The following is a 23,248-nucleotide window of genomic DNA, read 5'->3' as shown; positions in this document are numbered from 1 at the left end:
TATTCAACTAAATGAATTTTTTTCAAATAAGTACTTGAAAAGCGAAAAATAAAATGGTATATTTTATTCAGAGAAAAGAATAAAAATAAAATTAAATGTATATTTATACTAATAGATGACAGCTCAGAGGAGGAAATAACAATGAACAAGAAAGTAGTCTTAGCTTATTCCGGCGGTCTAGATACATCCGTTGCCATTCCATGGTTAAAAGATAAAGGATATGACGTAGTAGCCTGCTGCTTAGATGTAGGGGAAGGAAAAGATTTAGAGTTTGTTAAAAACAAAGCATTGCAAGTTGGAGCTGTAGCCAGCTACATGATCGATGCAAAAGAAGAATATGCAAATGAATATGCATTGCTTGCTCTTCAAGGCCATACATTATATGAGGGTAAATACCCGCTAGTATCCGCGCTATCCCGTCCGCTTATTGCAAAGAAGCTAGTAGAGGTAGCTGAACAAGAAAATGCGGTCGCCGTTGCTCACGGATGTACGGGTAAAGGAAACGATCAGGTTCGTTTCGAAGTATCCATTAAAGCACTAAATCCAAATCTTGAAGTACTAGCACCTGTACGTGACTGGAAATGGTCACGTGAAGAGGAAATTGAGTATGCAAAACAAAACAATATTCCTATTCCGATTAACTTAGACAGCCCATTCTCTATCGACCAAAACTTATGGGGAAGAAGCAACGAATGTGGTATTTTAGAAGATCCATGGGCAGCTCCTCCGGAAGATGCTTATGATTTAACAGCTTCTCTTGAAAACACACCGGACGTTCCAGAAATCATTGAAATTCAATTTGAGCAAGGCGTTCCAGTTGCATTAAATGGCCAAAGCTACTCTTTAGCTCAATTAATTCTTGAATTAAATGAAATTGCTGGCAAGCATGGCGTTGGCAGAATCGATCACGTAGAAAACCGTCTTGTTGGCATTAAATCAAGAGAAGTATATGAATGCCCAGGTGCTATGACATTAATTTTGGCGCATAAAGAACTGGAAGATTTAACACTTGTAAAAGAAATGGCTCATTTCAAGCCAGTCATTGAAAAGAAATTAACAGAGCTTATTTATGAAGGCTTATGGTTCTCTCCTTTGAAAAAAGCGCTTGAAGCCTTCTTAAAAGAAACACAAAAGTTTGTGACAGGTACAGTGCGTGTGAAACTGTTTAAAGGTCATGCGATTGTTGAGGGAAGAAAATCTGAGTATTCACTATATGATGAGAAGCTCGCTACGTATACAACAGAAGACCAATTTGACCATGAAGCAGCAGTAGGATTTATCCAACTATGGGGTCTGCCGACAAAAGTGAACTCTATGGTTCAGCAAGAGAAAGAGAAAGTTAATCAATGAGTAAACTTTGGGGAGGGCGCTTTCAAAAATCAGCAGAAGAATGGGTAGATGAATTCGGCGCCTCTATCCACTTTGATCAGGAGCTTGTTTTTGAAGACCTGCAAGGCAGCATAGCACATGTGACGATGCTTGGAAAAACAGGCATCTTAACAGAAGAAGAAATGCACCAAATCTTGGGCGGCCTTGAAGCTTTACAGCAGAAAGCTTCAAAAGGTGAATTAACATTCTCGGTTGCCCAAGAGGACATCCATTTAAATTTGGAAAAATATTTGATCGAAGAAATCGGCGCGGTTGGCGGCAAGCTGCACACCGGACGCAGTCGTAACGATCAAGTTGCCACTGATATGCATTTGTACTTGAAGAAGCAAGTCAAACTTATCATTGGATTAATCGAGCAGTTTCAAACAGCTCTTGTGGAGAAAGCAGAGCAGCATGTGGAAACACTTGCGCCTGGCTATACTCATCTGCAAAGAGCACAGCCAATTTCATTTGGCCACCATTTAATGGCGTATTTTTGGATGCTGCAACGTGATAAAGAACGGTTTCAAGAGGGATTGAAGCGCATAGATGTCTCGCCTTTAGGGGCGGGAGCGCTTGCCGGAACCACTTTCCCGATTGATCGTGAATTATCAGCAGATCTACTCGGATTCTCCGGGGTATATGCCAACAGCATGGATGCAGTCAGTGATCGGGACTTCATCCTTGAGTTCCTGAGCAGTTCCTCTATTTTAATGATGCATCTGTCCCGTCTCGCTGAAGAAATGATTCTTTGGTCGAGCCAGGAATTCCAGTTCATCGAAATGGACGACGCCTTCTCGACTGGCTCAAGTATTATGCCTCAGAAGAAAAACCCTGATATGGCGGAATTAATCCGCGGAAAAACAGGGCGTGTCTACGGTAACCTGTTCAGTTTGCTCACCGTATTAAAAGGCTTGCCGCTTGCTTATAACAAAGATATGCAAGAGGACAAAGAAGGCATGTTTGATACGGTACATACGATCATTGGTTCCTTGAAAATCTTTACAGGAATGGTTCAGACAATGAAGGTGAATGAGGGCCGCTTAGAGGAAGCTGTCCACAATGACTTCTCCAATGCCACGGAGCTCGCTGATTACTTAGCGTCAAAAGGCATTCCATTCCGTGAAGCACATGAAATCGTTGGAAAGCTTGTGCTTCACTGCATTCAACATCAATGCTATCTTGCCGACCTGTCTTTAGAGGAGCTAAAGTCAGCGTCTGAGAGCATTGAAGAAGACATTTATCGAGTGTTGTCTCCATATGAGGCCGTTAAAAGAAGGAAGTCTTTAGGCGGCACTGGTTTCGACCAGGTTCAGCTCCAAATCGAGACAGCTAAACGCTTGATCAATGACGAACAGCCCCTTAAGAAGTAAGGGGCTGTTTTTTTAGTTAAAAAAGTGAACTCGGCGTAAGTAATGAACAAACTGCACGGAGTATGAACAACTCCGCAGAAGTAAAGAACCATCTATAAAATTTAGAGAACTTCTTGGAAAAACAAGCAGCCACTCCGAATGAGCGGAGTGGCTGCTTGTTTTCATGCTTATTCTCCTTTATCAGTCCGTACAACGAGAACATCGCAATTAGAAGAACGGGTAATGTGTTCGGAAACACTTCCAATGAGGAAGCGCTCCATGGCATTTAGGCCAGTTGCACCACATACAATTAAGTCTGCTTTTACTTGTTTGGCAGCATCTTTAGGGATGATAACTTTCGGTGAGCCGTATTCAACATAGGTGTTAACGGTTGGAACCCCTGCTGTCTCAGCTGTTGCTTTGTATTCCTTTAGCAAGTCACCGCCATAAGTCGTTGCTCGCTCAGCAATTGAACGGTCATACGCTTCAATTGCTGCAAAAGAACGGGTATCAATCACGTGTACAAGGTTGAGTACAGCATTATTGCGCTTAGCAATTTCGATTGATTTTCGAAAAGCCCATTCCGCTTCTTTTGAACCGTCAACTGCTACAAGAATACTTTCATACTTCATAGTCATCATTGATTCCCCCTTTTCTTTTTATTTTACATGAAAAGGGAAGAAGTTACAGCTCAGACGTGTCCAAAATTATGAAATAATTTAAACAAATGTTAATTGTTTTGGAAAGGATGTTAGAATTTCGACTCCGTCTGCTGTCACATAAACATCATCTTCAATGCGCACGCCAGCTACATCTGGTACATAAATTCCAGGTTCAATTGTAAAAACCATGCCTTCCTGTAACACAAGTTCATTTGTTTCTGTAATGCCCGGGTACTCATGGACACTGATGCCAAGACCATGTCCGAGGCGGTGTGGGAAAAAGTCTCCATAGCCCGCTTCTGCAATGATGTTTCTAGCCGTTAGGTCGATCTCTTTTGCCATCATTCCTGGTTTTACAGCTGCGACCGCTGCCTGTTCAGCTTTTAAGACTGTTTCATAAATTTCACGCTGTTTGTCCGAAATATCTCCAAAGGCGACAGTACGGGTAATATCGGAGCAATATCCCTCATAGACAACGCCCAGATCAAATAGGACGAGATCGCCTTTTTGCACTCTTGTGCTTCCCGGCGTTCCGTGTGGAGAAGCCGCATTTTTACCGGTTAATACCATTGTAGAAAAAGACATTTCTGCAATGCCTTGTTTCTTCATTTCAAACTCAATTTCCGCAAGAATTTCCAATTCTGATTTGCCTTCGCGAATCGCATCGGCACCGGTTTTTACAGCAAAATCAGCATATTCTGCTGCTTTCTTTAAGAAGGCGAGTTCCTCTTTGTCCTTTATCATGCGGAGCTGTTGCATTTTTTCTTCAGCTGCCACAAACACGGCACTAGGGAAGCGTCCAGAAAGTTCTTCGTAGCGTTCCACATTTAAATGTTGTTTTTCTACCGCTAGCCGCTTAACGCTGCTTACACGGCTTTTCACTCGAGTCTCAATCATTTCCCATGGATTTTCAATATCCGAATGGCTGACGATTTCAAATGTCCAGCCGCTGTTTTTAGCATCAGATGCGTCTAGTTTTGGACAGACGAGAAAAGGCTCAGCCTCAGGGAATACGGCAACACCGAGAAGCCGTTCGTGAGGGTCACTTCTAAAGCCGGTTAAATAAAAGACGTTTTCCGGAGCGGTAATAAAGGCAAAGGAAATTTCTTTTTCCTTCATCCAATCCATTAATTTCGCTAGTCGTTTGTTCATGCTGTTTCCTCCTTAGACAATGCACTTACCAACTAAAAGGGTATCAATAAATCATGAGTAAGTAAATAAGTAGACATGAAGGGGAATTTAGTGTTTCATCGAATAGTAGGAGTGGAACTATTTTTTAGAAAGGGGTTTTTACATATGAAAATATCTTACCATGGACATTCAATCGTAAAGGTGGAAACAAACGGGAAGACGATTTTGATTGATCCATTTATCACAGGCAATGACTTAACAGATTTACAGGTGGAAAACGAGAAGCCGGACTTCATTATTTTAACGCATGGACATGGCGATCATGTGGGGGATACAGTAGAGCTTGCTAAAAAGAGCAATGCACTCGTAATTGCTGTAAATGAATTGGCTATTTATCTTAGCCATCAAGGCGTGAATGCGCATCCTATGCACATCGGCGGGAGCCGCGAATTTGAGTTCGGCCGTGTGAAATTTACGCAAGCGTTCCACGGGTCAGGAATCCAGCAGGAAGACGGTACGTTCCTTTATATGGGGATGCCAGCGGGTGTTTTATTAATGGCTGAAGGAAAAACGATTTATCATGCCGGCGATACCGGAATTTTCTCTGATATGAAGCTAATTGGTGAATTGCATCCAATTGATGTGGCTTTTCTTCCGATTGGTGACAATTTTACAATGGGGCCGGATGATGCAGCGTTGGCCGCAAAATTTTTACAGGCAAAGCAGGTAGTTCCAATCCATTTCGATACATTCCCGCCGATCAAACAGGATCCACATGCATTTGTTGAAAAGCTGGAAGCGAAAAATGGCACAGTGTTAGAACCTGGACAATCCATTGAATTGTAACAGTCTTTAGGCTGCAAGAAGAACCTTGCAGCCTTTTATTAATTGAATTGAATCCCTATCCTTTTCAAAGTATAATAACTGTATTAGCGAGTCTAAAAGGGACAGGTGAAACAGTTGATTACAAAACATGAACAAATTTTACAATACATAGAGGGATTACCGATTGGAGAAAAAATTTCTGTTCGGCAAATTGCGAAAGCGCTCTCGGTCAGTGAAGGAACGGCTTATCGAGCGATAAAAGATGCAGAAACGAAAGGGTTTGTTTCAGCCATTGAGCGTGTCGGGACCATTCGGATAGAACAGAAAAAGAAAGAGAATATCGAAAAGCTGACCTTTGCAGAAGTCGTGAATATTATTGATGGCCAGGTGCTTGGAGGACGGGCCGGTCTTCATAAAACGCTAAACCGTTTTGTGATCGGTGCGATGAAGCTTGAAGCGATGATGAGGTATACCGGACCGGATAACTTATTAATTGTTGGTAACCGGACGAAAGCACATGAGCTGGCCTTACAAGCCGGAGCAGGGGTATTAATTACTGGCGGATTTCAAGCGGACGATCATGTAACGAAACTTGCGGACGAATTAGAACTGCCGGTCATTACGACAACGTATGACACATTTACCGTAGCTACTATGATCAACCGGGCCATCTATGACCAACTCATTAAAAAAGAGATTGTGTTAGTAGGCGACATTTTTACTCCTTTTGACCAGACTGTTTCGTTGACAATCGGCGATAAAGTCAGTCATTGGATGGAAAAAAATCAAACAACCCTTCACAGCCGTTTTCCTGTGCTGGATCGCCAGTTAAAAGTGCAAGGGATCGTCACCGCAAAAGACATCATGGGAGCTGAGAAAGAAACGCCTATTGAAAAAGTTATGACCAAACAGCCAATTACCGTCACCATGAATACAAGTGTAGCCGCTGCCGCGCATATGATGATTTGGGAAGGCATTGAACTTTTGCCGGTGGTCGATGATCAAAACCGGATCCAAGGAATTGTTAGCCGGCAGGATGTATTGAAAACACTTCAGATGGCTCAAAGACAGCCGCAAATGGGAGAAACCCTTGATGACACCATTACCAATCAAATTGATTTGTTGGGCGATCGAGCGGAAGAAATTTATACATTCGAAGTCACACCGCAAATGACTAATCAGCTCGGTGCCATTTCATATGGCGTATTTACTACGATTGTGACAGAGGCTGCAAGACGCTCCCTGCGTGCCAAGAAAAAAGGCGATATTGTGGTAGAAAACATTACTATTTATTTTTCAAAGCCAGTACAAATGGAAAGTTTGCTGGAGATTCGCCCAAACTTGCTTGAAGTCGGCCGAAAATTCGGAAAGGTAGACGTTGAGGTTTACAACGGAGGCATGCTCGTCGGAAAAGCCCTCATGATGTGTCAAATACTGGATAGGCAATAAAGGTGTGCTGCGTCTTTCTTGTGAATCTAAGAGTAAACGCTTGGGCGCAATTTGTGTTTAGCCTCATAAATACAATGATATACAATAGAAGATACGGGGATAGAACAGTGGGGCTCATTAAAACAAGAAGAAGGATGTCTCCACCTCTTTGTGTTCAGACATCCCCTTCGCAGTAAGTTATTGATTTTTTAATTCTTCTGCTTCTCTTTGAGCATAAGGCAGGAAGTGGCGGTAGGCCTTGAACCCTGCCCACAGACTAGAAAAGCCAATTAGTAAAAAGAAAGCAGCTACGATATAGGATACTGTCGTCTGCTGGATAAATAATGTATTTAGGCCAAAGAAACCAACAAACAGGCCAAGGGCCATACTAGATTTAGCGGATAGCCATTTTTTCTCCATCGGCCGTCTGCTTCGAACATACTGAACTTTGTAGAAAATATAAAAAGCAAACGATAAAACAATAATAAAAGCTAAAACGGGCATTGGTTTTCCTCCATTATTTGTTCAAATATCTTCATTGTAACGAGAATGGGGAAGAAATTCTAGTGAAAAAAACTGAATGTCATAAAGGAGACAGGAATGAAAAATAAAATTATTCAAAAAGTAAAAGAGTATAATACGATCATTATTCATCGCCATGTACGTCCTGATCCGGATGCTTATGGCTCGCAAGGCGGCTTAGGGGAGATGCTGCGCGCTTCTTTCCCTGATAAAAAAGTCTACACGGTCGGGAAGGAAGAACCAACACTCGCTTATTTGCGTAAACTCGATGTGATCTCAGATAAGGAATACAAGGGGGCACTTGTGATTGTCTGCGATACAGCGAATCAGGAGAGAATTTGTGACCAGCGCTACAGGCTTGGAAAAGAGTTGATTAAAATTGACCACCATCCGAATGAGGATCCGTACGGTGATCTTTTATGGGTCGATACATCTGCCAGCTCTGTCAGTGAAATGATTTATGATTTATATAAAAGCGGCCAAGATGAGGGATTGCGTTTGAATGATGAGGCAGCTCGACTGCTATTTGCAGGTATTGTTGGTGACACGGGCCGCTTTCTTTATCCTAGTACTACGCGGCGTACAATGGAATTTGCCGGAGAGTTGCTTCAGTTTAACTTTGATCGTAATGAGCTATTTAATCGAATGTATGAAACAGATGAGAAAGTATTAAAGCTGCAAGGCTACATCTTACAAACATTCAGTTTGTCACCGAGCGGGGCGGCCTCTGTTACCCTAAAAAAAGAGCTTCTTGATGAATTCCATGTAGTCCCTTCGGAAGCATCTTTGCTCGTCAGCTCACTTGGCAATGTAAAGGGAATTAAAGCGTGGGTCTTTTTTATCGAAGAGGCCGATCAAATTCGTGTCCGCTTGCGCTCGAAAAAGCTTGTAATCAATCAAATCGCCAAAAAATATAAAGGAGGCGGACACCCGCTCGCTGCTGGTGCTTCTGTCTACTCATGGGAAGAGGCAGAAAACGTAGCGGCTGACCTAGAAGCACTCTGCCGGGAAGATGGATAAGAATCTAAGTTGTTGACCAGCGCTTGCTTTCTTCTAATTTCACGACTCTTCACGTTTACAGGAGTTAACCGCCTTCTAGGTCTAGTTCCAGCTGGATATGAACGGTTGTGTAAAAGTACCATTCTTTTACATGGAGGGAATAGCTGCGTTTATTAATTTTTAACGTTTTATTTTCGATCGTTTGCCTGATTAGTTCTTTATGAGAATAAACCGTTTCCAGGTCTTTAGCATATAAGACAGATAGATCTTTCTTGATCTGTTCTTTCGCTGAAAAAATACTTTGAGCGTCATCAATACCATATTTTTTATAATTGATAATATCAATCTCGATTTCCTGCACAGTCAGCTTGTGCAGGTTTTTTTTATTTAGCTCTTTGTATTCCTCCTGCCAGATGTCTAGTTGTACTTTTAATTCATCAATTGTTTTTTTATGTTTTTCTAATAAGGCAGCCTGCCTCTCCTGCATAGCACCAAACAGATAAAGAAAGAGCAGCCAGCTAAGGCAAAAACCAATCGCTGCCCCGGCGAGCAAAACCTGTAATTTCTTTTGCCTGTACAAAGAGGGGACTCTCATGGTGAAATATGCTCCCCGGTTAGCCATACGATAATAGCTGTTCCAGTAGCCGTTCCGCCCATTGCTGACAAAATGAGCAGAAACTGCTTAAATAAGTCTTTCGTTTCTCCATTTAGAAAACCTCGCTCAAAACTATAGACTGTATCAAACGTTCCTCCAATAGCTGCTATAATAGCCCAAATCCGCAAGCCCTCACTAATTTGTGAAATGCCGGTAAGAAGCGGTCTCCCGGTGGCAAATGACGCCACCCCTCCGATCAAAGAGCCGCCAAGCAGAACACCAAATGCGATGAAATAACATTTAAACAGTTCATCAAAAAAAGTCTGCGCCATATACCCTCCATATTAGCTTGTCTTTCTACTATATATGTAAAAAGATAGGTTCCTATGAAACCAGAACGTATTTTCTTTTTTACAGCGGCCGTCTTATAATGGAGAAAGACATTAGGGACGAAAAGTGTCAAGGAAGGATGAGAAAGATGTTTACACATCTGCAAGTTCAGACAGGCTACAGCCTATTGTCCAGTGCCATAGCCATCGACAAGTTGACTGTAAAGGCGAAAGAGATGGGCTACGGTGCGCTTGCCATTACGGATCGCAATGTGATGTATGGAGTTATTCCTTTTTATAAAGCATGCAAACGAGTTGGGATCAAACCGATTATTGGTTTGATTGCTGATATTGAAAGTGTAATGGGGGAAGACCGTTCTTATCCACTTGTCTTATTGGCTAAAAACAATACAGGCTATCATCATTTGCTTAAAATTTCGAGTGCTATTCAATCAAGAGCGAAAGAAGGAATTCCGTTGAAATGGCTGAAAGGCTATTCTGCCGGGTTATTTGCTTTTACACCGGGAGCAGAAGGGGAAGTAGAACAATTACTTCTAAAGGATCCTGTCCAGGCAAAGAAAGCTGCTCAGCTATTGAAAGAACAATTTGAACCAGAGCACTTTTTCTTATCTATTGCGCGCCACAAGAGAAAGAACGAGGAAACGATCATTGAGGAAATGAAGCAGCTAAGTATCTCTCTTTCTATTCCATTGCTCGTTTCTAACCGGGTCACTTATTTAAATAAAGAAGATGCATTTGCCGTTCAATGTTTGGAAGCGATTAAGGATGGCGTGAAATTAGCAGATAAGCAGATAGATGACAATAATCAAGCTTACTTATCGTCGAAAGAAGAAATGGCGAACTTATTTGCTGATTTACCAGATGCACTGGAACAAACCGAAAAAATTGCGCAGGTCTGTGAAGTAGATATCTCATTCGGCCGCCGCCTGCTTCCTAAATATCCGTTGCCAGATCATCAATCAGCTTCCGACTATTTACGGGAACTTTGCTATAAAGGTTTGGAAAAAGTGGGGGCTTCCACAGAGAAAGCGTACGTTGATCGTCTTGAATACGAGCTGGAAACGATCGAAAAAATGGAGTTCTGTGACTATTTTCTTATTGTTTGGGACTTTATGAAATTTGCAAAAGAGAGGGTTATTTTGACAGGGCCGGGAAGGGGATCAGCCGCCGGCTCCCTCGTTGCCTATGTTCTCGGTATTACAACCGTTGACCCGCTTGAATATGGCCTGCTGTTTGAACGGTTTCTTAATCCTGAGCGTGTGACGATGCCTGACATTGATCTTGATTTTCCTGATCATCGGCGGGATGAGGTCATTCGCTACGTTGTTAATAAATATGGATCGCTTCACGCCGCGCAAATTATTACGTTTGGTACGCTGTCTGCAAAAGCAGTCATACGAGACGTGGCGAGAGTATTCGGCTTTACATCTAAAGAGCTTGAGCAGTTGTCTAAGATGATTCCTTCGCGTCCTGGACTTACGCTTCAACAGCACTACACAGATTCTGTCCGCTTCCGGGAGTGGGTGAACGAAACGAATGAACATGAGAAGGTTTATCAAACCGCTTTGACGCTTGAAGGGCTGCCGCGTCATACGTCTACCCATGCGGCGGGGATGGTTATCACTGATCAGCCTTTGACTGAATTAGTTCCCATCCAGGAAGGGCATGATGGAGTACTTCTGACCCAATTTCCGATGGACGCACTTGAAGAGCTTGGCTTATTGAAAATTGATTTGCTTGGTCTGCGCAATTTGTCCGTTCTTGAAAGAATGCTTGATTCAATTTATTATATTGAAGGAAAAAGACTAACTTTGCAGAATATACCTTTACAGAATAAAGAAACGTTTCAGTTGCTTGGAGAAGGAAAAACGACCGGGATTTTTCAGCTAGAGTCAGAGGGAATGCGTAACGTGCTCAAGAAGCTGCAGCCAAATCATTTTGAGGATATTGTAGCAGTGAATGCACTTTACCGGCCGGGTCCGATGGAAAGCATTCCTCTCTATATAGAGAGAAAGCACGGGCATCAGCCGGTTCACTACCCACATCCAGATTTACAAGCTATTTTAGAGCCTACATATGGTGTGCTGATCTATCAAGAGCAAATTATGCAGATTGCTTCTAGACTTGCAGGATTTTCGCTGGGAGAAGCAGATCTTTTAAGACGGGCTGTCAGTAAGAAGAAAAAGGACGTGCTCAACAGCGAAAGACGCCATTTTGTAGAAGGAGCAATGAAAAACGGTTATAGCAAAGAAGTCGCAGAAGATATCTATCATCTAATTGTTCAATTTGCCAATTATGGATTTAACCGCAGCCACGCAGTCGCCTACAGTTTTATTGCCTATGGAATGGCGTACATTAAAGCTCATTATCCAACTATTTTCATGGCTTCGCTACTAAGTTCTGCAATCGGCAATGAGGATAAAATAAAACAATATGTGTCTGAAGCAAAAGGAATGGGAATTTCTTTGCTGCCCCCCTCCATCAATAATAGTTATTATCCATTTAAAGCTGAAGAGAACAAGATCCGCTTTAGTCTCGCCGCCATCAAAGGTATTGGAGCGGGGATGCTAAAGGCAATTATAGAGGCACGGGAAAAAGGCCCTTTCGTTGATTTGTTTGATTTTTGTCTCCGTGTGCCTCTTAACATCGTGAATCGCAAAGCTTTGGAGGCTCTCTTATTTGCAGGAGCATTTGATGAGTTTAATGAAGACCGGGCTGTTCTTTTGACCACGCTTGATATTGCGATTGAACATGCGCAGCTTATTCGGCCAACATATAGTGCGGAAGATGATTTATTTATAGAAGATGATTTTTTTCCAAAACCGAAATATGCACAAGCAGAACCGATGAGTATGGAAGCTAAACTTCAGCATGAGAGAGAAGTGCTTGGTTTTTATTTGTCAGCTCACCCAACAGAGCCATACGAACAGCTTTTTAGGCAGTCAGGAGCTGTCCCATCTACGGATTTGTCTCCGGGCAGCCGGCATGTTTCCATCGGTGCTTTCATAAATGAGGTAAAAGTCATTCGTACAAAAAAAGGGGAAAACATGGCTTTTCTTCACTGTTCGGACAGCAGCGGTGAAATAGAAGGTGTTCTGTTTCCGCCTTCCTATAGGAACTGCTCCTCTCTTCTTGAAAAAGGCGCTATTCTTTATTTAACAGGAAACGTAGAGGAAAGAAGCAGAGGGAAACAGCTGATTATTAAAGCGGTGCATAGCATAGAAGAAGTGCAAGAGCGGCAAGCTGAAAGAGCCAAAACCTTGTACATAAAAATACCAGAAGCACCGGACGAGCATTTGATTCTCGAAGACGTTCACCGATTAATCAACCGCTTTAAAGGAGCAACACCTGTCGTGCTCCACTATGAAAAGAACCGGCAGACCGTTAAACTTCATGAAAAAAATTCGGTTAAGCCAACAGAACAATTAGTAGAAGAATTGACGATGATCCTCGGCAGAGAGAATGTCGTATTGAAATAATTATTACTTTACAACTTATCTTCGATAGTTTATTGTGTGTAATAGACGAAAACGTGGTCTGACCACTGAAGGCGGTTAGACTTGCTGAAATAGGGAGAGAAAAAAGAATGTCACTTAGAGAAGAAGCATTGCATATGCATAAAACAAATAAAGGGAAGTTGTCTACTGGCATTAAAACAAAAGTGAGAAACGCTAGAGATTTAAGTCTTGCTTACTCGCCAGGCGTCGCAGAGCCATGTAAGGAAATTTATGGAAAGCCTGAAACCGTCTTTGATTATACAATTAAAGGAAATACTGTAGCAGTTGTTTCTAATGGTACGGCTGTTCTTGGCTTAGGAAACATTGGTGCAGAGGCAGCAATGCCAGTTATGGAAGGAAAAGCGGTCCTATTTAAGAGCTTTGCCGGTGTAGACGCTTTTCCAATTTGCTTAGATACAGAAGATCCAGAAAAGATTATTGAAACTGTAAAATTAATGGAGCCAACATTTGGCGGTGTCAACTTAGAAGATATTGCTGCTCCTCATTGTTTTGAAATCGAAGAACGTCTAAAGAAAGAAACAAACATTCCTGTGTTCCATGATGATCAACACGGAACAGCTATTGTAACAGCGGCGGGCCTTCTCAATGCGCTTAAATTAACGGGCAGAAAGTTCAAAGACATTAAAATTGTGGCTAACGGTGCCGGTGCAGCCGGTATTGCCATTATTAAGCTTTTAGCGAGCTATGGTGTTCGTGATATCGTCATGTGTGACTCACGCGGAGCTATTTATGAGGGCCGCCAGGAAGGGATGAACCCTGTTAAAGAGGAAGTAGCTAAGTTTACTAACATCAACCGCCAAGAGGGCTCACTAGAAGATGTTATTAAAGGTGCTGATGTTTTCATTGGTGTATCTGTTGCCGGTGCTTTAACAAAAGAAATGATCCAAACGATGAACCCAGAGCCGATTATTTTTGCTATGGCAAACCCAATTCCGGAAGTAATGCCGGAAGAGGCAAAAATGGCAGGGGCCCGCGTAATTGGAACAGGACGTTCAGACTTCCCGAATCAGGTTAATAACGTGCTGGCTTTCCCAGGGATTTTCCGTGGCGCGCTTGATGTGCGTGCAACACATATTAATGAACAAATGAAGCATGCGGCTGTAGCGGCCATCGCTGGTTTGATTGATGAAAAAGAGCTAAACGCTGATTACGTGATTCCTGGACCATTTGATCCGCGTGTAGCGCCGGCTGTAGCGGCAGCAGTGGCAAAAGCAGCAATGGAAACGGGTGTTGCCCGCTTAAAAGCAGATCCAGAGGAAATTCGTCAACGTACGATGCAATTGGCTTTAATCGGAAAAGGTGAATAAAGCAATGGAAAATCAACGACCGCAATCAAAATTCGCGCAAGTCGTTGAAAAGATTCGTGACATGATCGCAGCAGACGGATTGGTTCCGGGAGATAAGATGCCATCAGAGCGGGAGCTGTCTGAACGTCTGTCTGCTTCGCGGTCTTCTATTAGAGAAGCGCTGCGGGCTCTCGAACTGCTTGGATTAATTGAGACAAGAAGGGGAGAGGGAACATTCCTTCGCGACTTTAATGACCATCAGCTCGTTCAGCTGCTCAGCACATTCATTTTACAAAGGCAACAGACGAAAAAAGACGTCTGCTTAACGAAAGAAATCATTGAAATGGGCTGTTTGTCTTCTTTGGTCATGTTGCCGGATCTTGAGAAGCACATGTCCGAGCTTACTGAAAAAATAAAAGATGCGTCCTTTACAGAACATGATTTCTTCACTTTTTTAATGAGTATAAATGGCAATTCACTTTTAAAGAAAATCTGGCTAATCGTGTCCGATTATGCAGATGCGATTCATAAAGAGGATAGGCTGCTAATGAATAAAGAGGCCTTTGTCCACTTAATTTATATAATAAAGACAAGAAATATAAAAGATATTTTTGATACTTATAAGCAGCTTTAAGCTGTTCTATTTTTTGTCGTCCGCCTCATAAAGTCACATAACTATGTTCAAGCTTTTTATAGGGAGAGGATGCAACTTGATTAAAGACTTATTTAACAAACAAAAACCGAAAAAGAAAAAGTATGCGACGATACCTACAGAAGCCAGCAAGCAAGACGTACCTGAAGGCATAATGCAAAAATGCCCAAAATGTAAAAAGATTATGTACACGAAAGAACTAAAGAAAAACTTAAATGTTTGCTTGCAGTGTGGTCATCACCATGGCATGACGTCCCTTGAACGCCGTGATTCTTTTATCGATGAAGGAACGTTTCAAGAGTTAGATGCTGCGCTTTCTTCAACTAATCCGCTGAACTTTCCGGGATACCTGGAAAAGGTAGAGGCAGATCGACAAAAAACAGGAATGAATGAAGCGATTTTAACTGGTGTGGGCCAAGTCGAAGGCCATGAAGTAGTCGTGGCCATTATGGATGCTAATTTCCGTATGGGAAGCATGGGATCCGTTGTTGGTGAAAAGATTACAAGAGCGATTGAAGAGGCAGGCCGACGAAATGTACCGTTCATTATTTTCACGGCTTCAGGCGGAGCTAGAATGCAAGAAGGTGTTCTTTCATTAATGCAGATGGCTAAAACAAGCGTGGCCTTAAAACGTTTTAGTGAAAATGGCGGACTCATTATTTCTATTATGACACATCCAACAACTGGAGGCGTATCTGCTAGCTTTGCGTCGCTAGGAGACTATAACTTTGCAGAGCCTGGGGCACTTATCGGATTCGCAGGCAGACGGATTATTGAACAGACGATCCGTGAGAAGCTTCCAGAAGACTTCCAGACGGCTGAATTTTTATTAAAGCATGGCCAGCTTGATGCGGTCATTCACCGTCATGATATGAAAGAGAAGATCGCCTTTTTGCTCGATATACATGAACCGGGTGGTGAATTGGCATGATTGGTTTAGAATTCGAGAAACCAGTAATGGAACTAAAAGGAAAGATTGCTGAGTTAAAAGAGTTTACTTCTACTTCAGATGTAGATTTAACAGAAGAAATTGAAAAGCTGGAGCAGCGCTTGAAAAAGCTTGAAAAAGACATTTATGAAAGCATGACGCCATGGGATCGCGTCCAAATGGCTCGACATCCAGAACGTCCAACAACGCTTGATTATATTCAGCATTTATTTACTGATTTTATGGAACTTCACGGTGACAGATTATTTGGCGATGATGCTGCGATCGTTGGCGGAGTAGCAAAATACCATGGACTGCCAGTCACAGTGATCGGACATCAGCGTGGCCGTGATACGAAGGAGAATATCAAGCGTACATTTGGTATGCCACACCCGGAAGGATACCGTAAAGCTCTTCGTTTAATGAACCAGGCAGTAAAGTTCAAGCGTCCGATTATTTGTCTTATTGATACGAAAGGGGCTTATCCCGGAAAAGCGGCTGAAGAGCGTGGCCAGAGTGAAGCCATTGCGAGAAACCTATTTGAAATGGCGGGTATGGAAGTGCCAGTCATTTGTATCGTAATCGGTGAAGGTGGAAGCGGAGGCGCTCTTGCTCTAGGCATTGGAGATAAATTATTTATGTTAGAGAATTCAACATACTCTGTTATCTCTCCAGAGGGGGCTGCTGCTCTGCTTTGGAAAGATGCTTCCCAGGCAAAACGTGCGGCAGAGACGATGAAAATCACAGCAGGTGATTTAAAGGAGCTTGGAGTCATTGACGCCATTATTCCTGAGGTAAGCGGTGGCGCTCATCGAAATATCGCTCAACAGGCAGCTTTAATTGATCAAATGTTGAAGCCGGCATTGCAGGAACTGCTTCAGCTATCGATCCCCGAATTATTGGACAATCGTTATATAAAATACAAACAAATTGGAGAATATACGCTCTAGTTGTTTTAGTTAAATACACAGCGGGAAAAAAGAACGTGCGATACGATGATAAGCACGTTCTTTTTTTGGGAATAACTTTAAGGTAATCTATAAGGAATTTTGATAAACATTGTGAAGGTCAGACCTTTCTGTTATTTTAGAAGAGACTAATAAAGCAGTAAAAAAGGTCGCTGTATATTTTTTTTAAGATATAGGCAGGATGGAGGGAGCCATGTGAAACGTATCGGAGTGTTAACGAGCGGCGGCGATGCACCAGGAATGAACGCAGCTGTTCGAGCTGTTGTCCGTAAGGCTATCTATCATGATCTAGAGGTATATGGAGTTTATCAAGGATACCAAGGGTTAATTTCGGGTAATATTCATAAGATGGAAGTTGGTTCTGTTGGTGATATTATTCATCGGGGCGGAACGATTCTCCGTTCAGCAAGATGTCCTGAATTCCAAACTGCAGAAGGACAAAGGAAAGGTTTAGAGCAGTTGAAAAAAAACGGAATTGAAGGGCTTGTTGTGATTGGCGGCGACGGTTCTTACCGTGGAGCAAAAGCACTTACCGAGCTTGGCTATCCATGTGTCGGTGTACCGGGGACCATTGATAATGATATTCCGGGCACAGAATTTACCATTGGCTTTGACACAGCTTTAAATACAATCATTGATGCAATTGATAAAATCCGTGATACAGCTAGTTCTCATGAGCGGACGTTTATCGTAGAAGTAATGGGAAGAAATGCCGGAGATCTAGCATTGTGGGCAGGGCTTGCTGGTGGAGCGGAAACGATCTTAATTCCAGAAGAGCCGCTTGACATGGAGTCTATTAAAGTGCGTTTGCAAAAAGGATTAGAACGCGGCAAGAGACACAGCATCATTATTGTGGCTGAAGGAGTCATGAGCGGTAATGAATTTGCTGAGAGAGTAAAGAGAATGACCGGTATCGAAACGAGGGTATCTGTGTTAGGTCATATGCAAAGAGGAGGTTCGCCAACAGCTGCGGACCGTATGCTTGCAAGCAGACTTGGAGCAAGAGCTGTTGAACTTTTGTTAGCTGGAAAAGGTGGACGCGCAGTTGGCATTGAACACAATAAGTTGGTAGACTATGACATTGTAGAAGCTCTTGCCCTTCCACATCAGTTGGATTTAAATATTTCCCAGTTAGCAAAAGAGTTATCTATTTAATTGATTTTCACGAGGAGGCTGTCAAGAGATGAGAAAGACAAAGATTGTATGTACAATTGGTCCGGCAAGTGAAAGCCCGTCCATGCTTGAAAAATTAATGGAGGCAGGCATGAATATTGCCCGCTTAAATTTCTCTCATGGAAACCATGAGGAGCATGCACAACGGATTAAAAATATCCGCGAAGCAGCGAAAAAGACGGGAAAAACAATTGGGATTCTATTAGATACAAAAGGACCTGAAATTCGTACACATAATATGGAGAATGATGCTATCGAACTAACTGCTGGCAGCCAGGTAATAGTGTCTATGAGTGAAGTACTCGGCACGCCTGAAAAGTTTTCAGTTACATATGAAGGATTAATAGATGATATAAAGCCAGGTGGCAAAATTCTTTTAGACGATGGCTTAATCGCCCTCGAGGTGACAGGCATTCATAAGCAAGAGGGAGAAATCCAAACAAAAGTACTTAATAGTGGCACCCTAAAAAATAAAAAAGGTGTAAACGTACCTGGCGTATCGATCAAGCTCCCAGGGATTACGGCAAAAGACGCAGAGGATATTAAGTTTGGCATTGAACAGGACGTTGACTTTATTGCCGCTTCATTTGTCCGTCGAGCATCCGATGTTCTTGAAATTCATGAATTACTTGAGCAATATGGGGCAAGCCATATTCAAATTATCCCGAAGATCGAAAATCAAGAGGGAGTCGATAATATCGATAGTATTCTTGATGTGTCCGATGGCTTGATGGTAGCACGCGGGGATCTTGGCGTAGAAATTCCTGCTGAGGAAGTGCCGCTCGTGCAAAAAAGGTTAATTCAACGCTGTAATACTCTCGGCAAGCCAGTTATCACAGCAACTCAAATGCTTGATTCCATGCAGCGCAATCCGCGTCCAACACGGGCGGAAGCGAGTGATGTAGCGAACGCTATTTTCGATGGTACAGATGCGATTATGCTTTCCGGAGAAACAGCAGCCGGTATGTACCCTCTTGAAGCTGTACAAACGATGCACAGCATTGCTGACCGTACGGAAACAGCTTTGAATTACTCGGAGATTATATCGACACGCAGTAAAGTAAGCGGACATACGATGACGGATGCCATTGGACAGGCCGTTGCTCATACAGCTAATAATTTAGATGTACAAGCGATTGTTACACCAACGGAGAGCGGCCATACAGCACGAATGATTTCACGCTACCGCTCCAAAGCGCCAATCGTAGCTGTTACGTCCAGTGAGCGGGTAACGCGCAGCCTGGCATTGGTTTGGGGAGTATTTCCAAATATCGGACCGAAAGTAAAGACAACAGATGAAATGCTTGAACTTGCCGTCCAGCAAAGCTTGAATACCGGTCTTATCAAGCATGGCGATCTAATCGTGATTACAGCTGGTGTTCCGGTAGGCGAAGCAGGCACGACAAACTTGATGAAAATCCATGTTGTCGGCGATATTTTAATGAAAGGTCAGGGAATCGGACGAAAGTCCACTTACGGAAAAGTAGTGGTGGCGAGAAGTGCAGCAGAAGCGATTGAGAAGGTAAAAGAAGGCGATATTCTCGTTACGATTGGCAGCGATAGAGATATGGTGCCGGCTATTGAAAAATGTGCAGCTCTTATTACAGAAGAAGGCGGTTTAACGAGCCATGCGGCTGTTGTTGGCATTAATCTCGGGGTACCCGTTCTTGTTGGAGTCGAAAATGCCATGACTGTTTTAAAAGACGGCCAAGAAATTACGGTAGATGCAGCAAGAGGCATTATTTATAATGGGCATGCTAATGTCCTTTAACTAACAAAAAAACCGACCAGCCGCTATTGGTCGGTTTTTTAGTGTGTTCAGAATGGTGAGCAAACCCACGGGAATAATGAACAATACTGCTCTATTTTTGCAGATCTCTCTTGAGGGATGATACAATGAAGAGGAACATAACCTGTCTAAAAAGGAGAATATCCGTTGAGATACCTACTGTTTGTTTTTATTGTTGTCCCGGCACTAGAAATTAGTTTGTTAATGTTTTCTGGAAAAACGATTGGCGTGTTACCGACGTTTCTGCTGATTTTGACAACGGGATTTTTAGGAGCTTATTTTGCTAAGAAGCAAGGGATGCAGGCGGTTACAAAGATGCGTGAAGATATCCAAAGGGGACTATTTATCGGTGATGCGGTTATGGATGGAGTCTGCGTTTTATTTGGTGGACTGCTATTGTTAGCCCCAGGGTTTGTTTCAGACATTGCAGGCTTTCTGCTATTGTTTCCTTATACACGCAAAGGGCTTAAGCCGCTTTTACTGCGTTTGTTTCGCCGCACCTTCCAAAATAGAAATGTTATTGTAATGAAATAAAAAAACGTCAGCGATAAACTGACGTTTTTTTATTTTGCCGGAGGGGGTACTTCCTTCCCCATAATATAGTCTCGTAAATCGGTGAACACTCCTGCACTATGAAGGGCATTCAAAATCACGAGCGTAATTGGACCGAGAATCAAGCCGAAAAATCCGGCAAGCTTAAAGCCGACAAAGAGGGCAATCAGTGTTGCCAGCGGATCGAGCCCGATACTTGAAGACAGTACTTTTGGCTCCATAATCTGGCGCTGAACGATAATGATCACATATAAAACAGTCAGCCCAATCGCAAGCCCGGGATCCCCAGCGATAAACTCATATGCGATCCATGGTACAAACAGCGTGCCTGTCCCTAGATACGGGAGCAAGTCAACAAGTCCAGCTACTAGAGCGAGTGTAATAGCGTAGTTGACCCGCAAAACAAGCAACCCAACCAGAACGATAAAGGTAGTAATCGAAATCAGTGTTAACTGTGCACGTAAAAATCCAAATAAAGCTCTTTTTAAAGCTGCAAATACCTTGCTCAAGCTTGTTCGTGCCTTTATAGGTAAATAATTGACTGTACGATGTTGAAGCTTTTCCCAATCCTTGCTGATGAAAAAAGCAGCAAGAAATGAGAAGATTAAGGCAGTCGCGAAATTAGGAATCCAGGAAATTAATTTAGGAAGCTTTAAAAAGAAGTTTTGGATAAATTCTCCTGCTGTTGAGGCGAACTGTTCTCCTGCTTCTCGGATATTTGTAGAAATCGTCTCTTGCTGTCCAGTATCAAGCGAATGAAACAGTCCAGCTGCTCGTTCATAGAACGGAATGACTTGGGAAGCAAACATTGTCTCGATCTGTTCGACCACAACGTGAACGTGGCGGGGAACGACAGAGGCAAAATAGTTGGCGCCAGAAACGATTTCAGCAATAAGAAGTGTAATTCCGCCTGCGAAAACAGCTAGAATGAGAATAATCGCTGTAACGGCGGCGGCGGCGCGTGGCAATCTGGCCTTCTTTTCCATAAAGCGAATGAAGGGCTGTATAAGGAAAGCGACAGCAAAGCCAATGATAAATGGATATGTTACTTTTGTAATATAATATAACGAGACAATAAGTAACATAGCAGAAACAATGACAATGAGTAAACGCATGAGCCTTTGCCGACTAGATGGGTTCACAAGCTCACCTCCTCTGCTTCACATTGTATCAAGAGGGACAAGGGAGAGAAAGAAAAATGGCTCGTATTATAACGACAAAAAATGCATGAAAAGGAAGGGGGAAACATATGCAGGCTTATTTATTTTTATTCATGCTGCTCGTCATCGCTGTAATGGCTAAAAATCAATCGTTGCTTATTGCTATTATAGTCCTGCTTGCACTTAAAATAATTGGTTTGGACAATAAGATTTTTACTCTTGTTCAATCTAAAGGAATTAATTGGGGGGTAACGATTATCACGATTGCTGTACTTGTCCCTATTGCTACTGGAGAGATTGGTTTTAGAGAGCTTGGTCACTCGTTGAAGTCGCCTTATGCATGGATTGCCCTCGTTTCTGGAGTGTTTGTCGCTCTTCTCGGCAAAAGCGGAGTGGTGCTGCTAGCAGAGGATCCTCATATAACGACGGCACTTGTTTTTGGAACCGTTGCAGCGGTCGCACTTTTTAATGGTGTAGCGGTTGGTCCGTTAATCGGTGCGGGCATTGCTTACACAGCTATGAAGATTATCGAGTGGTTTCATTAGAAATTCCATCTATTCCAATGTATAATGATTGAAGGAAGGAAAATAATTTATTAATATAGCATGTTTTTTCCCCGTGTTTTATTGAGAGGCCATGACGATTTTGTATGTTTTTAGACACTTTCCATTCACAAATCCCAGTTTATTGTTTATAATAGCAGGTGAAAGCGCAATCTTTTGTATGTTCGTATTTTATATGTTCGTATTTTGTACGAAACCTTACTGAGCAGGCACTCAGTAGATGAGGGGGTTTCAAAAAACAATGGGGGAAATTAACAGTCGAAGGAGAGAATGATTATGACGACCGCTCGTGGATTAGAAGGAGTAGTAGCAACAACATCTTCAGTGAGCTCTATTATTGATGACACCCTTACATACGCAGGATACAACATCGATGATTTAGCGGAAAATGCAAGCTTTGAAGAAGTGATTTATCTGCTGTGGCACCGTAAGCTTCCTACACAAACAGAATTAGATGAGCTAAAGCAGCAACTGTCAGACAACTATGATCTTCCTCAAGAAGTATTTAACCACTTTAAAATGTATCCAATTGATAAAGTCCATCCAATGGCTGCCCTTCGCACGGCTGTTTCCTTGATCGGTTTGTATGATGAAGAAGCAGATGTCATGAATGAAGAGGCTAATTACCGTAAGGCGGTTCGTTTGCAGGCAAAAATCCCTGCGCTAGTCACTGCGTTTGCACGTATCCGTAAAGGCCAAGAGCCAATAGCGCCACGCAAGGATTTAGGTTTAGCAGCGAACTTCCTTTATATGCTTTCCGGAAAAGAGCCAGAAGCGGTAGAAGTGGAAGCGTTTGATAAAGCACTCGTCCTGCATGCAGACCACGAATTAAATGCTTCTACATTTACAGCCCGTGTATGTGTAGCTACTTTATCTGATGTTTATTCAGGTGTAACAGCAGCCATCTCTGCTTTAAAGGGACCACTTCATGGCGGTGCCAATGAGCAAGTAATGAAGATGCTGTCTGAAATCGGCTCCGTTGATAATGTAGAACCGTATATTTTAAGCAAGTTAAACAATAAAGAAAAAATCATGGGCTTCGGTCACCGCGTATATCGTCAAGGCGACCCTCGTGCAAAGCATTTGAAAGAAATGTCAAGAAGATTGACTGAATTAACGGGAGAGCCGCAATGGTACGATATGTCCACTCAGATTGAGGAGATCGTGACATCTCAGAAGAAGCTTCCGCCAAACGTAGACTTCTATTCAGCATCTGTTTATCACAGCCTAGGTATAGAGCACGATTTGTTTACGCCGATCTTTGCGGTAAGCCGTGTATCTGGCTGGCTCGCGCATATTTTGGAGCAATACTCGAACAATCGTTTAATTCGTCCACGTGCTGAGTACACAGGTCCTGGTATGCAAGAGTATGTACCAATTGGTGAGCGCAAGTAACTCTCATACTCATATTTACAAAATCATAAAAA

21 protein-coding genes are annotated in these 23,248 nt (G+C 42.6%); 15 read left to right on the top strand and 6 right to left on the bottom strand.

What is annotated here, in order from left to right:
* Positions 1–135 precede the first annotated feature (135 nt).
* Together AC623_RS14860 and argH are read left to right on the top strand one after the other, a co-directional pair.
* Complete coding sequence (locus AC623_RS14860; RefSeq protein WP_197091018.1) at positions 136–1,350, top strand: argininosuccinate synthase; 1,215 nt, start codon at positions 136–138, stop codon at positions 1,348–1,350.
* Complete coding sequence (gene argH / locus AC623_RS14855) at positions 1,347–2,741, top strand: argininosuccinate lyase (protein WP_049663755.1); 1,395 nt, start codon at positions 1,347–1,349, stop codon at positions 2,739–2,741. Before AC623_RS14860 ends, argH begins: the two co-directional genes overlap by 4 nt.
* A 167-nt stretch (positions 2,742–2,908) precedes the next feature.
* Here argH and AC623_RS14850 read toward each other — a convergent pair whose 3' ends face one another.
* A complete protein-coding gene (locus tag AC623_RS14850; RefSeq protein WP_049663753.1) occupies positions 2,909–3,358 on the bottom strand; it encodes a universal stress protein in 450 nt (149 codons plus the stop codon).
* A gap of 81 nt (positions 3,359–3,439) precedes the next feature.
* Positions 3,440–4,534 carry a M24 family metallopeptidase gene (locus AC623_RS14845; protein WP_049663751.1) on the bottom strand — a complete coding sequence of 365 codons (1,095 nt, stop codon included), beginning with the start codon at positions 4,532–4,534 and terminating at the stop codon, positions 3,440–3,442.
* A 144-nt stretch (positions 4,535–4,678) separates the two neighbouring features.
* Between AC623_RS14845 and AC623_RS14840 the strand changes: the two genes are divergently transcribed.
* A complete protein-coding gene (locus tag AC623_RS14840) occupies positions 4,679–5,359 on the top strand; it encodes a metal-dependent hydrolase (protein WP_049663749.1) in 681 nt (226 codons plus the stop codon).
* Positions 5,360–5,473: 114 nt separating this feature from the next.
* Positions 5,474–6,787, top strand: coding sequence for a DRTGG domain-containing protein (locus AC623_RS14835; protein ID WP_049663747.1), 1,314 nt, complete (start codon positions 5,474–5,476; stop codon positions 6,785–6,787).
* A 177-nt stretch (positions 6,788–6,964) separates the two neighbouring features.
* Here the strand turns inward: AC623_RS14835 and AC623_RS14830 are convergent, their stop codons facing one another.
* Positions 6,965–7,270, bottom strand: a complete 306-nt coding sequence (locus AC623_RS14830) for a YtpI family protein (protein ID WP_049663745.1) — start codon at positions 7,268–7,270, stop codon at positions 6,965–6,967.
* A gap of 96 nt (positions 7,271–7,366) precedes the next feature.
* On the opposite strand from AC623_RS14830, the gene AC623_RS14825 reads away from it, so the two are divergent.
* On the top strand, positions 7,367–8,308 hold the full coding sequence (locus AC623_RS14825) for a DHH family phosphoesterase (protein ID WP_049663742.1): 942 nt from the start codon (positions 7,367–7,369) through the stop codon (positions 8,306–8,308).
* A gap of 64 nt (positions 8,309–8,372) precedes the next feature.
* On the opposite strand, the gene ytrI is transcribed toward AC623_RS14825, so the two are convergent.
* Both ytrI and AC623_RS14815 read right to left on the bottom strand, forming a co-directional pair.
* The gene (ytrI, locus tag AC623_RS14820; RefSeq protein WP_049663741.1) at positions 8,373–8,882 is read right to left on the bottom strand and encodes a sporulation membrane protein YtrI; all 510 of its coding nucleotides are present in this window, start codon (positions 8,880–8,882) and stop codon (positions 8,373–8,375) included.
* The gene (locus AC623_RS14815) at positions 8,879–9,214 is read right to left on the bottom strand and encodes a YtrH family sporulation protein (RefSeq protein WP_049663739.1); all 336 of its coding nucleotides are present in this window, start codon (positions 9,212–9,214) and stop codon (positions 8,879–8,881) included. The genes ytrI and AC623_RS14815 overlap by 4 nt, the downstream gene beginning before the upstream one ends.
* A gap of 146 nt (positions 9,215–9,360) precedes the next feature.
* Here AC623_RS14815 and dnaE point away from each other — a divergent pair, with 146 nt between their 5' ends.
* From dnaE to AC623_RS14775, 8 genes are all read left to right on the top strand, one after another.
* Positions 9,361–12,711, top strand: a complete 3,351-nt coding sequence (gene dnaE, locus AC623_RS14810) for a DNA polymerase III subunit alpha (RefSeq protein ID WP_231603518.1) — start codon at positions 9,361–9,363, stop codon at positions 12,709–12,711.
* A gap of 107 nt (positions 12,712–12,818) precedes the next feature.
* Complete coding sequence (locus tag AC623_RS14805) at positions 12,819–14,057, top strand: NAD(P)-dependent malic enzyme (RefSeq protein WP_049663735.1); 1,239 nt, start codon at positions 12,819–12,821, stop codon at positions 14,055–14,057.
* Between the two features lie 4 nt (positions 14,058–14,061).
* The gene (locus tag AC623_RS14800) at positions 14,062–14,670 is read left to right on the top strand and encodes a FadR/GntR family transcriptional regulator (RefSeq protein ID WP_082174438.1); all 609 of its coding nucleotides are present in this window, start codon (positions 14,062–14,064) and stop codon (positions 14,668–14,670) included.
* A gap of 76 nt (positions 14,671–14,746) precedes the next feature.
* Positions 14,747–15,619, top strand: coding sequence for an acetyl-CoA carboxylase, carboxyltransferase subunit beta (gene accD / locus AC623_RS14795; RefSeq protein ID WP_049663733.1), 873 nt, complete (start codon positions 14,747–14,749; stop codon positions 15,617–15,619).
* The gene (accA, locus tag AC623_RS14790) at positions 15,616–16,566 is read left to right on the top strand and encodes an acetyl-CoA carboxylase carboxyl transferase subunit alpha (protein WP_049663730.1); all 951 of its coding nucleotides are present in this window, start codon (positions 15,616–15,618) and stop codon (positions 16,564–16,566) included. The genes accD and accA overlap by 4 nt, the downstream gene beginning before the upstream one ends.
* A 213-nt stretch (positions 16,567–16,779) precedes the next feature.
* Complete coding sequence (pfkA, locus tag AC623_RS14785; protein WP_049663728.1) at positions 16,780–17,739, top strand: 6-phosphofructokinase; 960 nt, start codon at positions 16,780–16,782, stop codon at positions 17,737–17,739.
* 28 nt (positions 17,740–17,767) lie between these two features.
* Entirely contained in the window at positions 17,768–19,528 is a 1,761-nt protein-coding gene (gene pyk / locus AC623_RS14780; protein ID WP_049663726.1) for a pyruvate kinase, read from the top strand.
* Between the two features lie 165 nt (positions 19,529–19,693).
* Positions 19,694–20,080: an FxsA family protein gene (locus AC623_RS14775; RefSeq protein WP_049663725.1), complete on the top strand. Its 387-nt coding sequence runs from the start codon at positions 19,694–19,696 to the stop codon at positions 20,078–20,080.
* Positions 20,081–20,109: 29 nt separating this feature from the next.
* Here AC623_RS14775 and ytvI read toward each other — a convergent pair whose 3' ends face one another.
* On the bottom strand, positions 20,110–21,240 hold the full coding sequence (ytvI, locus tag AC623_RS14770) for a sporulation integral membrane protein YtvI (protein WP_049663720.1): 1,131 nt from the start codon (positions 21,238–21,240) through the stop codon (positions 20,110–20,112).
* 107 nt (positions 21,241–21,347) lie between these two features.
* On the opposite strand from ytvI, the gene AC623_RS14765 reads away from it, so the two are divergent.
* Both AC623_RS14765 and citZ read left to right on the top strand, forming a co-directional pair.
* On the top strand, positions 21,348–21,803 hold the full coding sequence (locus AC623_RS14765; protein WP_049663717.1) for a DUF441 domain-containing protein: 456 nt from the start codon (positions 21,348–21,350) through the stop codon (positions 21,801–21,803).
* A gap of 294 nt (positions 21,804–22,097) precedes the next feature.
* The gene (citZ, locus tag AC623_RS14760; protein WP_049663715.1) at positions 22,098–23,216 is read left to right on the top strand and encodes a citrate synthase; all 1,119 of its coding nucleotides are present in this window, start codon (positions 22,098–22,100) and stop codon (positions 23,214–23,216) included.
* The last annotated feature ends 32 nt before the right edge of the window (positions 23,217–23,248 follow it).

The sequence above is a fragment of the Bacillus sp. FJAT-27231 genome (genome assembly GCF_001183975.1).
Lineage (GTDB): Bacteria > Bacillota > Bacilli > Bacillales > Domibacillaceae > Pseudobacillus > Pseudobacillus wudalianchiensis.
This window is presented reverse-complemented; position numbering and strand designations above follow the sequence as displayed.

Excerpts from the sequence above, each read along its gene's own strand:
- argH (WP_049663755.1), top strand. The coding sequence starts at position 1,347 with ATGAGTAAACTTTGGGGAGGGCGCTTTCAAAAATCAGCAGAAGAATGG.
- AC623_RS14845 (WP_049663751.1), bottom strand. The coding sequence starts at position 4,534 with ATGAACAAACGACTAGCGAAATTAATGGATTGGATGAAGGAAAAAGAA.
- AC623_RS14765 (WP_049663717.1), top strand. The coding sequence starts at position 21,348 with ATGCAGGCTTATTTATTTTTATTCATGCTGCTCGTCATCGCTGTAATG.
- AC623_RS14840 (WP_049663749.1), top strand. The coding sequence starts at position 4,679 with ATGAAAATATCTTACCATGGACATTCAATCGTAAAGGTGGAAACAAAC.
- citZ (WP_049663715.1), top strand. The coding sequence starts at position 22,098 with ATGACGACCGCTCGTGGATTAGAAGGAGTAGTAGCAACAACATCTTCA.
- accA (WP_049663730.1), top strand. The coding sequence starts at position 15,616 with ATGATTGGTTTAGAATTCGAGAAACCAGTAATGGAACTAAAAGGAAAG.
- AC623_RS14800 (WP_082174438.1), top strand. The coding sequence starts at position 14,062 with ATGGAAAATCAACGACCGCAATCAAAATTCGCGCAAGTCGTTGAAAAG.
- ytrI (WP_049663741.1), bottom strand. The coding sequence starts at position 8,882 with ATGAGAGTCCCCTCTTTGTACAGGCAAAAGAAATTACAGGTTTTGCTC.
- AC623_RS14830 (WP_049663745.1), bottom strand. The coding sequence starts at position 7,270 with ATGCCCGTTTTAGCTTTTATTATTGTTTTATCGTTTGCTTTTTATATT.
- AC623_RS14825 (WP_049663742.1), top strand. The coding sequence starts at position 7,367 with ATGAAAAATAAAATTATTCAAAAAGTAAAAGAGTATAATACGATCATT.
- AC623_RS14815 (WP_049663739.1), bottom strand. The coding sequence starts at position 9,214 with ATGGCGCAGACTTTTTTTGATGAACTGTTTAAATGTTATTTCATCGCA.
- dnaE (WP_231603518.1), top strand. The coding sequence starts at position 9,361 with ATGTTTACACATCTGCAAGTTCAGACAGGCTACAGCCTATTGTCCAGT.
- AC623_RS14805 (WP_049663735.1), top strand. The coding sequence starts at position 12,819 with ATGTCACTTAGAGAAGAAGCATTGCATATGCATAAAACAAATAAAGGG.
- AC623_RS14850 (WP_049663753.1), bottom strand. The coding sequence starts at position 3,358 with ATGACTATGAAGTATGAAAGTATTCTTGTAGCAGTTGACGGTTCAAAA.
- pyk (WP_049663726.1), top strand. The coding sequence starts at position 17,768 with ATGAGAAAGACAAAGATTGTATGTACAATTGGTCCGGCAAGTGAAAGC.